Below are 15,350 nucleotides of genomic sequence, written 5' to 3' on the forward strand. Positions count from 1 at the left end.
GCACCGCCGACCTGACCTGACCGGGCGGCGGGCAATATAAAAGCTCTCGGCGAGCACTCGGCTCAGACTGACATCGCCCGGGCAAAGGCCCTTGTAATCCGCTCCGCGTGACTGTGAGTCATGTCTGGCCAGACGGGTAAGCGCAGCAGTCGGCTGGCGCTCGCCTCGGTTACGTCCATGTGATGCGCGGACTTGCCGAAACGACGGCCCGCAGGGGACAAGTGAAGCGGCTCGTAATGCGAGAGCAACTGGATGCCTTCCGCCGCCAGCGACGCCCGCACGCCTGGGCGTTCGGCAGGATCGGACAGTAACACATAATAGATGTGGCCATTATGGCCGCAGTCCGGCGGTATGATAGGGCGGCGTATTCGCCCGGCAGCCTCTAGCGGTTCCAGGGCATCGTGCAGCATTTCCCAGATTTCTACCCGCCGCGCTGTAATCTCGGTGACAGCCTCGAGCTGAGCGAGCAGAAAGGCGGCGGTGAGTTCGCTTGGAAGATAGGAGGAGCCGAGCCCCTGCCATTCGTAGCGGTCGATTTCGCCGCGTACCAATTGGGCGCGATCCGTGCCCTTTTCCCGAATGATCTCGCCGTCCCGAGCCATGGCGTCATCGGCCACAAGCAGTGCCCCGCCTTCACCCGAGACGATGTTTTTGGTCGCATGAAAGCTGAGCGCGCCCAAATCGCCGATTGACCCCAGTGCTTTACCCCGCCAGGTCGCGCCGACACCCTGCGCCGCATCCTCAATCACCATCAGCTTGTGATGTTGGGCAATGGCGATGATGGCTTCCATCTCGCAGGCGACCCCAGCATAATGAACCGGCAGAACCGCGCGTGTTCGAGGGCCTATCGCCGCCTCGATCCGTCGCTCATCGAGATTGAGCGTGTCTGCGCGAATATCGACAAATACTGGCACGGCGCCGCGTAGTGCGACAGCATTGGCCGTAGATGGAAAGGTGAACGAGGGCATGATGACCTCGTCGCCGGGTACGAGTTCGAGCAGCAGGGCCGCCATCTCCAGTGCGGCGGTACAACTATGAGTCAGCAACGCGCGTGGCGAATCGGTCAACGCCTCGATGGTACGCTCGCACCGAGCCGTGAAGGGCCCGTCGCCACAAAGGTGTCCGTCCTCCAGCGCCTGATCGAGATAAGCACGCTCACGTCCCGTCAGGTGCACGCGACTAAGCGGAACGTCGAAGCGGGGCAATCAATGAGCCCGGTTCAACTGCGCGAGACCAGGATCGTGCCGAGCATGATCAGGCAGACCCCGGCCACCCGTCCGCCATTGAGCGGTTCATCGAGAAGCCAGGCGCTCAGAACCATCACGACCACGAAATTGATCGAAAGGAACGGGTAAGCATAGGACAGATCCATACGTGTCATCGCTGCGATCCAGGCAAGCGAGGCTATCACGGCCGCCGCGAGCCCTGAGGCAATAAAGGGGTCGAACAGCGAGCCGACGACAAAACGCAGCTTACCCTCTACGTCTTCGGGCATCGAGCCGAATTGGCTGACACGCCACTTCAGCACGATCTGGCCGTAGGATGTGAACGCTATTACCGTCAGAATGTAACCGAGATCGTAGATATTCCCCCTCACGCGCCGTCCCACCTTGCCAGTCCGAACCCGCTCCGGCCGAAATCGTTGCCGTTGTACAGCATGTAACGTGACCCGCCATGCTCGAATACAGAGGGGTAACAGACCATCGCCGAGTCCCAGCCTTCGCCCGATGGAAGGAGCGCTGCATCCCTGTCGGCCGTCCAGGTGCGGCCGTCCGGGCTGGCCGCATGGGCAATGTGGTACCGTTCGCCCATGGCGCCCAGCCGGCTGGCCCAGAGATGCCAATGGTCCCCGATGCGCAGGACGCTCGGTCGGGAATAGCCCGTGGTGAGCCCCGTGACGGGGCCGAGCGCCACGCCCATGCGCTGCCATGAGGTGCCGTCCCTGGATGTGGCGGCGTGAAGGGGGTGCGTGCGCGGTTCGCCCGGCTGCGTGCTTTCGTAGAGCATGACGGAAATGCCACCGGCATCTCGAAATGCGCATGGATATGAAAGGCTCAGCGGATCGAGCGCGACACCGGCTTCGAGTAGTTGTTCCACTGAATCCTCAAACCGTCCGTCGGCAGTGATGGCGATCCGTCCGATCGCGCCCCGCCACCGGCCCGCACCAAGCAGCGTCCAGCCCATGAGCAGCAGCCAGCGACCCCCGTCTTGGTCGAACCATCCGCCGATGCTGACGCCGTCGGCGCAGAAGGTGCCTTGTGCTCCCGGCAACAGGAAGGGCTCACGATGAAGGGTCGCGATTTCAAGCCTCGACAAGTCCACATCGACCGCGCCGATCGCTGATCGGTTGGTGGCATCGCGGCCATTGTAGAATATTCGCACCACATTGCGGCCGAGTGGTAGCGCAAGCGGATTGGAGGCGTGAGACGCCAGTGCCGGGTGCAAGGGCGGGTCAGGCGGCGTGAACAACTGCCCCAGGCGGCGCCATCCGCTCACAATCCCCGCAGCCGCGAGCTCGGCACCCGTGCCCGCTCCGTCGCCGGGCCCATGTAAACGCCATCGGACTCGCAGCTCGACAGAATCAGCGCGCCCGCACCGATCACGCAGCGCTCGCCGATGGCAACATTGTCGCGCACCGTCGCGCCGGCGCCGATGAAGCTATAGTCGCCCACAACGACGTTTCCGGCGACGCAGCAGGCCGAGAGGAAGCAATGGTCACCGATCAGGCCATGATGACCGATGTGAGTCCAGCTCCAGACGAACACGTCGGTGCCAAGTGTCGTGAAGGGCTGGATCGTCGAATCCTCAAGGATGAAGCAGTGCTCGCCGATCCGGTCGGGATGCGCCACCGCGGCGCGTGAACTGATATAGCGCGCCAGACGATAGCCGGATCCGCGCGCGGCGGCGACTTTCTCGGCGCGCAGTGCATTGAGCCGACTGTAGCTTAGCGCCACGAACATATGATGATCGGCCGCCGGAAAAGCGCGCGTTACTTCTTCGAACGGACAGACGGGAAGCCCGGCAAACTTGTCCGCCGCCATGTGCGCGCCGTCTACGGTAAAGCCCGTGACCTCGTGATCGCTGTCGTGCGTGAAATAATGATGTGCCAGCTCGGCGATCTGGCCAGTGCCGAAGATCACGAGCTTGCTCATGCGGGCTTCCGGACGATGATGGTGAACTCGTACAGGCCGTAATCGTGCAGCAGCGCGACGTTCCGTGAATAACGCCTCTTGCAGCGATCGAACAACGCCAGTGGGTCGGCGTAGTAGAGGTCGGGTCGGATGAGATTCGCGTCGGAGTAACGCGTCAGGCAGTTGAACGCGAAACCGCGCCGGCTGGTGGCATCGAGCGCGTCGAGCGTCGTCTCCACATAGGCGCGCCACTCTTCCTCCGATGCGTCCAGACGGACATTGAAGATGCCGCTCGCGATACCATAATCCGCCATGTGGTTTGGCTGCGCACCGATGGTGAAGCTAACGCCCGGCATCATGCCGATCCGGTCGCGAGCGGCCATTACCATGGCGTCGGCGATGTCGAAGCCCCGATAGTCGATTTGATGAGGGTGGTGCTCAGCCAGGTAATCGGCAAGCGCGCCATAGCCACAGCCCAGATCATTCACCGAAGCCGGTGCATCCGCATCGATAACTCGGCAAAGCTCGATAAAGCGTCGCTGCTGACCTTCCGAACCGTTCCAGTCAACGCCACGCGCGGTCGCGCCATGCTCGGCAAGGCGTCCAGTATAATAGCTCGCGACCTGATCGAGCGCCGCCGTCATCGCTTCAGTCCCACCTCCTCGTCGATGATGTAGAGCGGTCGTCCCTTCGTCTGGGCGAACACTTTGCCGACATATATGCCGATCACCCCCAGCGACATCAGAATGAACCCCGTACCGATCAAGATCAGGAAGGCGAGGCTCGTCCAGCCGGGAAGCGCCGTCCGGAAGATGGCGCGCCAGGCAATATAGCCTGCGAAGATGAAGCCGCCTGCAGCGAACATCGTGCCAAGCGCCGTGATCCAGTGGAGCAGCCGCGTTGATTGGAAGAACACGCCGTCGAGCGCGTGCGCGATCAGCTTGTGGAGTTTGTAGCTGCTGCGGCCCGCGTGGCGCTCCGCATGCGCGTAGTCGAGATAGGCGGTTTCGAAGCCCAGCCAGTGGAGAATAAATTGATAATGCCGCTCCCGCTCGCCGAAGCGCAGATAAGCGTCGACGACCTTGCGCGAGAGCAGACTGAAACTTCCCAGCGAGGGATCGACCCGCGCGCCAGTGACCAGTCCCAGAAAATGGCCATAGCCGGCCGCCAGCATTCGCCGGATGGGCGCGCGACTCTGTGGCGTACGCCTGCATTGGACAATATCGGCGCCTACATCCATTTGCAGCATCATCGCGGGGAGCAGCGCAGGCGGATCCTGCAAATCGCAGTCCATGACGGCGACCCTGGCACCCTGCGCTGCAGCCAAGCCGGCAGTGATGGCGATCTGCTGACCGAAGTTGCGGCTAAATCGTAATGCGCGGAGCTGGGGATAGATGGCCTGGAGTGCGACGATCTGCGCCCAGGACCCATCGGGACTCCGATCGTCGATCAGGAGAATCTCGTATTCGCCCGCCAGGTCAGCCAGCGCCGCCGCGATCTGCCGGCATAATTCGGCGAGACAGTCGTCACAGCCATAGACTGGCACGACGATGGTCAACGCGATCGGTGTGCTCACGCACGTTGCTCCAGCCGTAATGCCCTCGGTCAAGGCGCGCCGCATTTCATATAGCGCGCCGCGTCGGCCCCGCAGTTCGAAAGGAGGTCGAGTATTGTCACTGCGTGTTCGAACGGACCCCAGAGCTGAGGGTATTCGGCATAGCCGCCATAGTCGAACCATTCAACGCGGATCCCAGCTTCGGCGAAGCGGGCCTCGTCGAGATAGGCACGCGCGCCCGGGCCGCTGACATAGCGGTCGGCTCCGGACTGGACGCAAAGGTCCAGCAACCGCTCGGTCTTTCCTGCCGCAAGCTGGAAATCAGACGAGCTCCGGATGCGGGTGCTGATCCCAAGTTCGGTGCTGATGCGTTCGATCAGCGCGCGATTGAGCGATGACAGATGGCTGTGTCTGCTGCGCAGGATCGGCTCGAACCAGTCGAGTACGGCTGCGGCGTGGGGCGCTCTGGCATAGTTGGCGTCCAATGCGCGCAAATGGCGGTCGATCCAGTCCAGCCCATCGACGCGTATCTCCCGAATCGACGCGTCATAATTTCCTTTGGAAGCGACCGGGACCGTCAACCAGTGCAGCCCGGCCGGTGTCTTGATGCGATTGCGATTGCGCCAGTCGCGCCGGGTATATTGGACGTCGTCGTAAAGGATGAACTCGTCGACGGCTGCGATCAGGTCGAAATAGCCCTTCCACGGGATGTAGTTGGATTGCACGACCGCGATGGTTTTTGCACGCGCCGCCGCCGCGCTCACAAACGAATCCTGCGCATCATGGCGATAGGTGGGAAGACACACCGATTTCGGATGAGACCGGCCGCACGGCGCACCGTCGATAGACGAAATTTGTCGCGTGCTGACACACTAACGCTTTTGCACCAGGTCGTCCGTGTGTCACGATCTATTTCAGGTGGCAGATGCGCGCCGAATAGACGCTGCTGATCGTCTATTGAATTGGTATGCCACGTTGGCGGGAATGTTCTCAAGTGTCGGGAAAGGAAGCCTGGAGGTGATTGCCAAGGCGCGCGCGGCGCTCGGGTGCGGCTCGGGTATGAACTGGTGGCTGGTCGCGGTTACCATGACCGCAGCGGCACTCGTGCGGCTGACGACGCTGCACTACGGAATTGAGCTCTACGACGAGGGGTATCTCTGGTTTGGCGCCGACACCGTGCTTTCCGGTGGCGTACCGATCCGCGACTTCAGCAGTTATGACCCAGCCCGCTATTACTGGCTCGCAGCGCTGATGTGGGCTGGTGGCGGCGAGAGCGTGGTGGCGATGCGGGTCGCGCTCGTACCTTTGGAGGCGGCGGCGGCGTTTCTTGCGCTGCGGCTCCTGGCCGACCGCCTCGACGAACTTGACTGGGGCAGCGTTGAGAAGGGCTGTTATCTCGCCGTCGCGGGGCTCCTGATCGTTATCGTTCCGTTCAAGCTCTACTACGTCGCGGACTCCGCGATCGCATTGCTTGTGCTCTTCGCGGTCTATCGATTCCACAAGGCGCCGGGACCGGGCGGGCAGTGGATGGTAGGCGTGGCGATCGGTCTTGCGGGTTGCTGGGGCCGCAACCATGGACTCTATGCTGCGGTTGCGACCTTTTTGTCGCTCGGCTGGCTTTACCTGATCGGCCTACTGGCGCTGCGCCCGGCGGTTCTCGGGCGGATCGCGGGCGGGGTCCTCATCGGCTACGCTCCATTGCTTCTGATGATGCTCCTCGTACCGGGTTTCGCTGCGCCGTTCGTGACCAGTATTTCCGTGCTCTTTGAGCGGGGCGAAACCAATCTGGCGCTGCCGATTGTTTGGCCCTGGACCTTGATCGGTAGCCCGCTCGGCGCGCGTATGCTTGTAGATCGTGCAATATTCTCGGTATTCGAGATGGCGCTACTCGCTTTTCCCATCACCACCATTTGTTGGATGTTGTCACGAAAACACAGGGGCGTTGACCTGCCGGCGTCGGTGGCGGCGGCCGCGCTGGTCGCATTGCCGTATGCGCACTACGCGCTTTCCCGAGCTGGCGAGTCGCACCTCGCACGGGGCGGCATGCCGATGTTCATCGGTCTTCTCCTGGTGATTGCAGGGACGCCGCGACTGTTGCGCTGGCTGATCACCGGCGCGCTGCTTGCCGGCGCGATGATCGTGCTGGGATCGCGTTCGCCTGCTTGGGAGTGCTTTCGCAATCGCTATTGTCAGCCGGTCCAGGCACGCGGTGCGACGATATGGGTTAATCCATGGTATGCCGAACAGGTCCGGTTCGTTACTGCCGCCAACGCCAGGTTCGCACCCGGCGACGCACCGGTACTTGTGCTTCCCTATCTGCCTGGGGCCTATCCGTTGCTCGGCAAGCCCTCTCCCCTGAAGGACACGTATCCGCTCTGGGTTGCCAAACCGCAGGAAGAAACCGCGGATATCGCCCGGCTCGATCAGGTTCGGCCGCCGCTGGTCCTCTTTGCCGATGCCGCTCTCGATGGCGATCCGGCACGCAGCTTTCGGCACACGCATCCGCTGACCTATCGGTATCTGGGCACCCATTATGTTCGCACACCATATCATTTTCGAGAGTCGATATGGGTGCTCGTGCGTCGCCCCGCTCCAACTCCCCCGGCGCCGCAAGTCGGGCCGTCGACGCCGCAGCGTCGGGGTGGATAGGTGAACGGCATGCGAAACCTCGGCAACGCGGCGTGGACTGTGTCCCACGATCCCCAACGCCATGGGTCCAGCAAGTCGCAATCGCCGATGTCAGCGATACTGCAACGCGATGAAGATGCCGCCCGGCGGGCGCCCGGAATTTATCGATTGCGCATCCGCGAGGTACGCGCTGCGCTCATCGACCTAGCTCGGCAACACGCTGTTGCGGCCTGCCTCCGCGCCCGATGGCACTGACTCTGGCGATCATCCAGCGTCGCGTGGGCAACTCGAACCAGCGATGCGAGCAATAGGAGATCAGTGTTACCAGCATGAGCACGCCAACGATGACCGGCGCTGCCATCGCGGGGGTACGAAGCGATGCAGGCAGCACCAAATCGAACATGAGGATGCCCACGCCATAATGAAACATATAGACCGCGTAGCTCACCTCGCCGAGCAATACCGGAAAGCTGTGGGTTAGCACGCCTATCGAAACGTGACGTTCGAGATCAGCGGCGAACAGAATCACCGCGCCTAGCGCGATCACCGCCAGCGTGGTCGGAAGCCCGACCATCAATATCGCAATCGCCGCCATGAGCGATACTATCAGGCCGATCGCGGCGCCGAGTTTGCCAGCTGAGTGCCGGGCGCCGAAGACGTACAGCGCGACTCCGAAGAAGAATTCGGGTGCGATCCTCAGAATGCCCAGGTTCCATGTCGTCTTGTAGTAGGGAAAATGCGGCGATGCGACTGCCAGTGTCGCGACACAAAGCAGAATTGCAACGGCAATCGCCAGCCGCCAGCCGGCTTGGCGCACACCAAAACCCGCTGCCGCAGCGAACAACGGAAATAGAAGATAGGCGAACCATTCAGCGCTAATCGACCAGGATGGGCTGTTTAAGTAAAGCCCGTTGGTGGCCCCCCAGGAATGGGTCAGCAAAAGATTGGCAAAGATCGTGCGAATCACATCGCCCACAGGTAGTTCGAATATCGCTGCGGGATCAAAGACGCTGAAGTGCCAATGCTGTTTCCTCGCGATGAGAGCGAAGGCGAGCATGAGGGCAAAGGTTAGCAGATGAAGCGGGTAAACACGCGCAATTCGACGGCCCAGGAACTGCCAATAGTCAAAGCGGCCCTCGCGCATTTGGGGAAGATAGACATGTGCCAGCACGAAGCCGGACAATATGAAGAAGAAATCCACACCAAGCCAGCCGTTCCACAGCAGCGGGTGAACCTTGGCGTCGGCGCCGAAAAAGAAGTAGTGATAATGGAAGGTGACCACCCAGAAGGCCGCCAGATAACGAAGGCTCGTCAGGCTGCGCAAGTCGGCGGGAAAGCCGATGCTGCCAATGTCTCCGGCGTCGGGGTGAACGTCTCTTATTTCCATGGCTGCACAAACTCGATCTGGATCCCGCGGGTCGAGATCGGGTGAATGAAGTTGCACCAGAAGTCTCCGGCACCTTTGACTGGCTTGGGTTCAATCAGCTTGAGGTCACGCTCGGCACACCAGCGTTCGACTGCCTCGAAATCCTCGATCTCGAAAGCGAAATGATGGACGCCGCCGAAACCCTTGTTGAAACGAGTAAGCGGACCCGCTTCCGCGACGACCAGCTCGATCGTCGCGCCGCTCGACGATTTGGTAAAGATGCACCAGCAGGACCATGTCTCAACGAAACCCCGATAGTCCTCGACCAGGCCCATACTGGTCATGAATGTTTCGGCTTCCTCGATCGAAGGCAGGATTATACCAACATGGTGGAGAGTATAGGCAGAGAACATCAGCGATTTCCCGTAACGGCGCCAGCCTGCCCATCGCGCCGCTCAATCAGATTGTGGTCAGCGATGTAGGTGGCGAGCGAGGTGGTCAAGCGATCCGATCCGATGCGGTTGACGTGACCGTAGTCGGAATAGTTTCGGTGATCGGCCGCGAGCATTCGAGCTTCGATCAGCGTGCCTCGGGCACGGTAAAAATCCGCATCGCGAACCGCTCCCTCGTTCGAATAGATGGGCAGATAGAGAAACGCGACCGCCGAGCGGTTCGCCCTGGCAAGCTCAACGATGCGCCGGACATAGGTCCGTTCCACCGCGAATTCATAGTCAGCAGCCCATGGCGGCAGGATAGGGGGTGTGATTTCAGCGATTCGCTTGGCGGCAATGGGCCGCAGTGTCTCTGCTTGGATGACGGAATCCCGGTCGACATGGTTGCCAGTCGGCGTGTCGAAGCTTTGCGTCGTATCATACTCGGACCCGCGATAGCTCGGCTTGTCGAAGTCGCGGTGAACGCCGAACGCGCCGGGAAAGAGAGTTTGCACGAACAACGACATCTGCCGGAACGGAATATATGCCAGGTCGTCGACATAGCCTCGATTGATCAGCAGCGGGGCGGCAACAACATCGACGGAATCCGCGATATTGCGAAAGGCTGGGTGGCCTTCGCGCGGCATCTGCTCGATCGCCGACAGGATGACGAGCTTGACCTCGGGATGGCTCGCAAACAGGTGCTTGGCGATGACATATTGGGCGTTCCGGCCTTCTTGAGGCATGGCTAGATTGGCGACGCGAACGGGGCGGCCGAGCTGCTGGGACAGCGTGCGCGTCAGCAGTGGTGCCGCGACCGCCGCCTGGAGTCGCGAATTCCCCAGAACGGCCACATCGATCGGGGTTTTGTCGAACGCAAGTCGCTCATAACCCCAGATCGCCTGAAACTGAATCGTCGGCGCGAGCTGTTGCATCCGGATGTAAGGATCGTGCGGCAACAGCAGAGTGGCGGCGCACAGGCCGAAAAACGATAGGAGGAAAATCAGGATCAAGCGCCAGGCGGGAGCGGTGGCATCGACCGGATCTGGCATCGCGTTCACCTTCGCCCCCTCAAAAGTTGAAATAGATAAACTGGGTTGTGCCGCGGCTTATGAGCGCGAAACCAAGGAAGAAGACCAACGCGGTCGCGAACATCCATGGTACGGTCATGCGCCAGGTTATCGCCAATGGACCCGCATCCATTTTCTGCCACTTTTCCCATTCCAGAACCGGCTCAAAGCGGCCCATGATCTGTTGCGTATTGGGCACAAGATAAATGGCGGCATAGCCGATCAGCATCACGATGACGGCGCCCGGCAGCCCTATCGGCCAGTCCGGTGGCAACACGATGCCGCCGGATGCACCCGTCATCGCCGCGAACATCCTTCCAGCGCTTGCCAGGTCAGGGGAGCCGAACGGGATGAGCGTCAGCACGAATGCGACAAGCGTCGCAGCACCGGCAAGGGGGCGATGCCATCCCGGCGCCGGGCCGCGCTTCTTTCGGGATTTCTTGCGGACGGCAGCCCAGGTTTCGTTCACGACCATGTAGAGGCCCTGCATCAGGCCGAAGACGACGAACGGCCACCCCGCGCCGTGCCAGACGCCGACGATGAGCATCGAAATCATCGTTGGAACCAGTACAGACGCAACCAGCATGCCGTATTTGCCGGCGCCACGAACGGCCGCGACACGGGCAAGGGGCATTGAGATGGGCTGAAACACATAGCTCTGAACCCATCGGCCAAGCGTGATGTGCCAACGACGCCAGATTTCGACGATGCTTGCCGATCGCAGTGGCGAGTGGAAATTGAGCGGCAGCAGGATGCCGAACATCCGTGCCGTGCCTATCGCCATATCCGAATAACCGGAAAAGTCGAAATAGACCTGACCAGTGTAAGCGAAAGCACCGATCCATGTGTCCAAAAAGCCAATCGCGTGAGCCTCGCGCGCGCTGCGATATACTGGGGACGCATAGAGTGCGAAGGTGTCGGCGATGACGGTTTTCTTGAACAGGCCGATGGAAAGTATCGCAATGCCGATCAGAATATTGGCACCGATGCGGCTGCGCTCGGGTTGCGCTGCGAGTTGCGGAGCGGTCTCCCGGTAGAGTACGATCGGACCCGCGAGAATCTGTGGGAAGAAGAGGACCCATGTCGAATAATCGAGTGGCGAGCCGAGGGTTATGCGTTTGCGGGTGAGGTCGACCAGAAAGCCAATCTGCTGAAAGGTGAAGAACGAGATGCCGAGCGGCAGTATAATCCGCTCGATCATGAAATGAGCATCGAATGCAGCATTCGCGCTGGTCAATATAAAGTTGAAATACTTGAAATAGAACAGGGGCACCACATTCCCTGCGATTCCGATCGCGAGAACCAGCCTTTCCGCCACCGGCCGAGCGGCGAGCCGTGTTATGGTCCAGGCGATGGCATAATTGAACACGACCGACCCGATCAGCAGAGGCACGAAACGCCATCCGCCAAGGCCATAGAAAACCAGTGTTGCGACGATCAGTAGAGGCCGGCGAAGTGGCTGCAGCCGAGTACCTGATACAATGTAATAGGCGACCAGTACCGCCGGCAGAAACGCGAACAGATACAGGGTCGAATTGAACAGCATTTCCTAATGTTTCCCCCCGGAAGCGTAGCGTTCAGGCCGGTTCAGCGATGATTGAACAGGTAACCGCGATCTGCCGCTTCAAGGCGCGGGGCAGGGTCGCGGCCTGGGTCGTATGTGAGGCGATCTCGATCACGCGGAATCCGCCCTTGGTGATCAGATCTACCGCCTCGTCGGGATCGCGCAGCAGAACGAGGTGATCGGGCATCGGCGCATTCAGCGGGATATTGACAAACAGATGGCCGCCCTTGGCCACGGTGTGCCTGAGTTTTTGTAAAGCGTCGATCGGGTCATCCAGATGTTCGAGAAGATGGCTCAGGATGATCAGGTCAAATGTTTCGCCGCCCGGTTCCACCTTGTGCATGTCCTGGATCGCGTACCGTGCCCGATCGGCGGCGCCCAGGAGAGACAGGGCGGCACGGGTCTGCTCGAGCGAGATCGGGCTGATGTCCCACGCGACAGCTTCGGCCATGCCGAGTTCCACAAGCGCGAGGTAGATCAACAGGCCATGGCCCGACCCTACTTCCATCACTCGCCCACCCGGAAACACCCGGGCGGCCAAGCGTCCGCGGAAGAAATGCAGGCTGGAAAGATGCATATACCACAATACATGGCTGTACAGCAGGCCGTGCATGTACCGTTCCATGAACACGTCGTCAGAATAGACGTGCGCGTTGGTCTGCTCAAAGCTTGAGTAACGATAAGCGTCGGTGCGCGCGAAGTTGATTTCCTCCTCGCGAATCTGACCGCACAGCCATCGATAGTCGACCGCGACCTGTTCGGCGCGATCGCCAGCAAGGCGTAGCACGACTTCAGCCATCGCCTCGCTGGTGTCCATGAGTGCCGAGGTGCGCGCCGCGTAGCTGGTGGCGAGGTAGTCGGCATGATCAGGCCATGCCCGCAACACCACGTCGGTGAGCCGCCTGAGCGCTGGCCGGCCAGCCACCAGCAAATCGAGCCTGTCTAGTGCAGCGATCGTCATTTTGCCCCCTATGGTGCCGTCTACGGGACGGTTTGCTGCCGTTGGCTAGCCACTTGTTTGTCGACTATCTCGATTCGCATCGGCAGTTCCGGCGGCCGATAGGATTCTAGATCCAGCGCCCACACCGTGCCGCCATCCGTGCGATCAGCGCAATGCGAAAATCCCAGCTTTTCGAAATGCTTTTCGACGATCACGTTCTTGGGTGTCGGAAGATATTCGCCGATAAGGCTGCTTGCCCCTGCAGCGCGGGCAGCTGCGGCGACATGCGCGAGCACTGCTTCCTCGACACGCCGCCCGAGCACCCGGCAGCTCATGAGCCAGGTGTCGCACCGCCACTCCTCGTCCCCGCGATCGAAGATCACGGCGGAGATCATGCCGTTGTCGCCGAACCGGTCCACCAACCGCACCTGGATCGCGAACTTCTCGGCCGCCGCTTCGACTTCCGCCACTTGCGCTTCGGTGTAACGGCGGGTCGTCAGATTGAACTGGTTCGACTTGTTGATGAGCTGGGCTATGCGCCCTCTGCCCAGCCCGTCAAATGGAGTGATAGTGCAGACCATCTCGAGGGATTCGAGATAATCGTCCAGATTACCGACCTTCTGCAGGGCCGAGACGCGCTGGGCGTTGGCCTGATACATGTCGGCGCGCTTTCTATCTTCGTCGCCAAACGTTATCGCTTCGAAATATCCTGCCATGGACAGGAGGCGTACATAGTCTGACGCCTCGTCTCCAATTTCGGGCACCGCTACCTCAGGCATCTCCTGGCGAACGCGTTCGCGCTCGGCTGGATTGTCGTCGAGGAATACGAATGAGTCGGTTCCGATGTTGAGCGTCTTGGCAATTTCCTTGAGGTTGGTCGCCTTGTCGACCCAGTTCGCGACGAACACCGAAATATGATCCTCCTTGAGGAGCATTTCATCATGTTCGCGGAATGGGATGAGAGCAGCCGCTTCTTCGTTCTTCGAGCATATCGCGAGAATGATTCCGCGCCGTCGCAGCTCAAGTGCCAGGGACTGAACGGCCAGATGTGCTTCTCCACGCGCGGAGCCCTGGCCTAGCTTGATCCCGTTGAGACCGTCATCTCCAATCACGCCACCCCACAATGTATTGTCCAGATCGAGCACCAGACATTTGCGGGACAGGCCGCGCGCAGCAGCGAGCAGGCGGCAAAGATGATCAGCGTAAAGCGGCACGGCGTCGAGCGCGAACGGCATCTTTGCATCGTGCCAGCGAAGCGGGTCGTGCCAAGTCGCGAGTCCGACGGTCTGCGCGATAAAGCCGGCGTCGAGAAGAAGATCGCCTTCGCCCAGGACCTTGTCGACCAGCAACTGATTGAAACGCGCAATCATCCGCGAAACGCTTCCAGGCAGCTGGGCGTCATAGCTGCCGAATAATGTTTCCGGCGGCGGCGCCAGCGTCTGCAGGATAGCGCCGGCGCCGACGTTGACATGGGCACCATCGCGAAGCGATCCGACGTAATCTATTGCCGATTGCACTGCCGCCTCGGCATCGTCGGCGTCGAAACGGGCGCGTGCGAGCCCCAGGCTGGGTGCGTCGAGCGCAAGAACCACGAAATCCGGCTTGGCCAGCGCCAGTCCCGATTGCGGGGACAGCAATTCCTGCGCCATCTGGCCGAAAGCGATCTTGTGGACGTCGACGAGTAGGCCGTGGCGCAGACCAGTCGCGGGCAGCGCATCGCCGATCAGGTCGATGGTATGTGTCGAGGCCAAGCAAATCTTGAGCTCGCGAAACATCCCCGACGCAGCAAGATCATGATAGCGCGTAGTAACCAGCTTGGTTAGTTGGCCAAGCTGGGACAGGTCGAGACCATAGCTTGCCAGCACTCTGGCAGCCGTGGAATCGACAGCCTCGGCGTCACGCAACGCCTTGGTCTTGGTCCGGAAATCAGCCGGCGGGTGACGTAGCCACGGTAATTTGAGAAGATCCGTCAACGAAGCCTCCGCCACAAACGCCTTTTGGGCAAAGTCAAGCCAACTTGCGGCCGATCAAATCGACCATTTCGCCAACGTTCTCAAGGCCCTCTATCTCGCTGTTCGTGAAGCGAACGTTGAACTTCCGCTCGGCGGCTACGACGAAGCGGATGTTGGAGAGGCTGTCCCATTCTTCGATGTCGGCAGCGCTCAGGCTATCTCGATATTGCAGATCGTCGAGATCAAATACGTCTTCGATCACTTCGGTCAATTGGGTCACAATGTCTGCGCGGTCCATGGCCGTTCCGTATCCCCATCGAAAGTCTCGCTTGGCCGGTTGCCCATCCACGCGGAGGCGTGCCTGATAAGGGATCTTGATTCCCCCGGGGCGCTTTTTTTCTTATCGAGCCGATTGTCGGTCCGCAACCCTTTTTCGCAGGTGCAGCATGGCTCCAGTCGGCTACGAGGAAAATATTGGGCTCGAGTGAAGTATCCGGCGCGACGGGCTGGCGCAACATGTCATCGAGCGCATTACCGTGTGGCCGGCAATTCGCAGCAGGGGGCGCAAGTGGAGGAGGATATTCTGTCAGAACGCTGACAGATCAGATTGGCGGCCGAACGAGCTCGTCTCAAATTGATAGGGCATGTTCAGCAAGATCACGCTTGCACAACTACCTCACAGTAGCGGTGCCTGGGCATTTAAGCCGCGTTGT

At 60.5% G+C, this 15,350-nt stretch carries 15 protein-coding genes; 1 reads left to right on the forward strand and 14 read right to left on the reverse strand.

Going from position 1 to position 15,350, the window contains the following annotated elements; translation table 11 throughout:
- Positions 1 to 62: 62 nt before the first annotated feature.
- Genes rffA through ACZ1I5_RS04040 form a run of 7 tightly spaced genes read right to left on the reverse strand, consistent with a single transcriptional unit; the run spans position 63 to position 5,450 of the window.
- Positions 63 to 1,205 (reverse strand): dTDP-4-amino-4,6-dideoxygalactose transaminase, encoded by a 1,143-nt coding sequence (gene rffA / locus ACZ1I5_RS04010; RefSeq protein WP_465172453.1) that lies wholly within the window; start codon positions 1,203 to 1,205, stop codon positions 63 to 65.
- 14 nt (positions 1,206 to 1,219) lie between these two features.
- On the reverse strand, positions 1,220 to 1,597 hold the full coding sequence (locus tag ACZ1I5_RS04015) for an EamA family transporter (RefSeq protein WP_465172454.1): 378 nt from the start codon (positions 1,595 to 1,597) through the stop codon (positions 1,220 to 1,222).
- A complete protein-coding gene (locus tag ACZ1I5_RS04020; RefSeq protein WP_465172455.1) occupies positions 1,594 to 2,445 on the reverse strand; it encodes a hypothetical protein in 852 nt (283 codons plus the stop codon). The genes ACZ1I5_RS04015 and ACZ1I5_RS04020 overlap by 4 nt, the downstream gene beginning before the upstream one ends.
- Positions 2,446 to 2,492: 47 nt before the next feature.
- Positions 2,493 to 3,152: an acetyltransferase gene (locus ACZ1I5_RS04025; protein ID WP_465172456.1), complete on the reverse strand. Its 660-nt coding sequence runs from the start codon at positions 3,150 to 3,152 to the stop codon at positions 2,493 to 2,495.
- Complete coding sequence (locus tag ACZ1I5_RS04030; protein ID WP_465172457.1) at positions 3,149 to 3,775, reverse strand: class I SAM-dependent methyltransferase; 627 nt, start codon at positions 3,773 to 3,775, stop codon at positions 3,149 to 3,151. The genes ACZ1I5_RS04025 and ACZ1I5_RS04030 overlap by 4 nt, the downstream gene beginning before the upstream one ends.
- Entirely contained in the window at positions 3,772 to 4,707 is a 936-nt protein-coding gene (locus ACZ1I5_RS04035; RefSeq protein ID WP_465172458.1) for a glycosyltransferase family 2 protein, read from the reverse strand. Before ACZ1I5_RS04035 ends, ACZ1I5_RS04030 begins: the two co-directional genes overlap by 4 nt.
- A gap of 29 nt (positions 4,708 to 4,736) precedes the next feature.
- Positions 4,737 to 5,450, reverse strand: coding sequence for a WbqC family protein (locus ACZ1I5_RS04040; protein ID WP_465172459.1), 714 nt, complete (start codon positions 5,448 to 5,450; stop codon positions 4,737 to 4,739).
- Positions 5,451 to 5,703: 253 nt separating this feature from the next.
- Here ACZ1I5_RS04040 and ACZ1I5_RS04045 point away from each other — a divergent pair, with 253 nt between their 5' ends.
- A complete protein-coding gene (locus ACZ1I5_RS04045; protein WP_465172460.1) occupies positions 5,704 to 7,335 on the forward strand; it encodes a hypothetical protein in 1,632 nt (543 codons plus the stop codon).
- A 175-nt stretch (positions 7,336 to 7,510) separates the two neighbouring features.
- Here the strand turns inward: ACZ1I5_RS04045 and ACZ1I5_RS04050 are convergent, their stop codons facing one another.
- Genes ACZ1I5_RS04050 through ACZ1I5_RS04080 form a run of 7 tightly spaced genes read right to left on the reverse strand, consistent with a single transcriptional unit; the run spans position 7,511 to position 14,935 of the window.
- Entirely contained in the window at positions 7,511 to 8,758 is a 1,248-nt protein-coding gene (locus ACZ1I5_RS04050; RefSeq protein ID WP_465172461.1) for an acyltransferase family protein, read from the reverse strand.
- Positions 8,692 to 9,093: a VOC family protein gene (locus tag ACZ1I5_RS04055; protein WP_465172462.1), complete on the reverse strand. Its 402-nt coding sequence runs from the start codon at positions 9,091 to 9,093 to the stop codon at positions 8,692 to 8,694. The genes ACZ1I5_RS04050 and ACZ1I5_RS04055 overlap by 67 nt, the downstream gene beginning before the upstream one ends.
- Complete coding sequence (locus tag ACZ1I5_RS04060) at positions 9,093 to 10,163, reverse strand: hypothetical protein (protein ID WP_465172463.1); 1,071 nt, start codon at positions 10,161 to 10,163, stop codon at positions 9,093 to 9,095. The genes ACZ1I5_RS04055 and ACZ1I5_RS04060 overlap by 1 nt, the downstream gene beginning before the upstream one ends.
- Positions 10,164 to 10,182: 19 nt before the next feature.
- Positions 10,183 to 11,727 (reverse strand): MBOAT family O-acyltransferase, encoded by a 1,545-nt coding sequence (locus tag ACZ1I5_RS04065; protein ID WP_465172464.1) that lies wholly within the window; start codon positions 11,725 to 11,727, stop codon positions 10,183 to 10,185.
- A 31-nt stretch (positions 11,728 to 11,758) separates the two neighbouring features.
- Positions 11,759 to 12,706: a class I SAM-dependent methyltransferase gene (locus ACZ1I5_RS04070; RefSeq protein WP_465172465.1), complete on the reverse strand. Its 948-nt coding sequence runs from the start codon at positions 12,704 to 12,706 to the stop codon at positions 11,759 to 11,761.
- A gap of 20 nt (positions 12,707 to 12,726) precedes the next feature.
- On the reverse strand, positions 12,727 to 14,658 hold the full coding sequence (locus ACZ1I5_RS04075; protein WP_465172466.1) for an HAD-IIIC family phosphatase: 1,932 nt from the start codon (positions 14,656 to 14,658) through the stop codon (positions 12,727 to 12,729).
- Between the two features lie 34 nt (positions 14,659 to 14,692).
- Positions 14,693 to 14,935: an acyl carrier protein gene (locus ACZ1I5_RS04080; RefSeq protein ID WP_465172467.1), complete on the reverse strand. Its 243-nt coding sequence runs from the start codon at positions 14,933 to 14,935 to the stop codon at positions 14,693 to 14,695.
- Positions 14,936 to 15,350: the final 415 nt, after the last annotated feature.

Source organism: Sphingomonas sp. BL-S-30, from assembly GCF_055521475.1.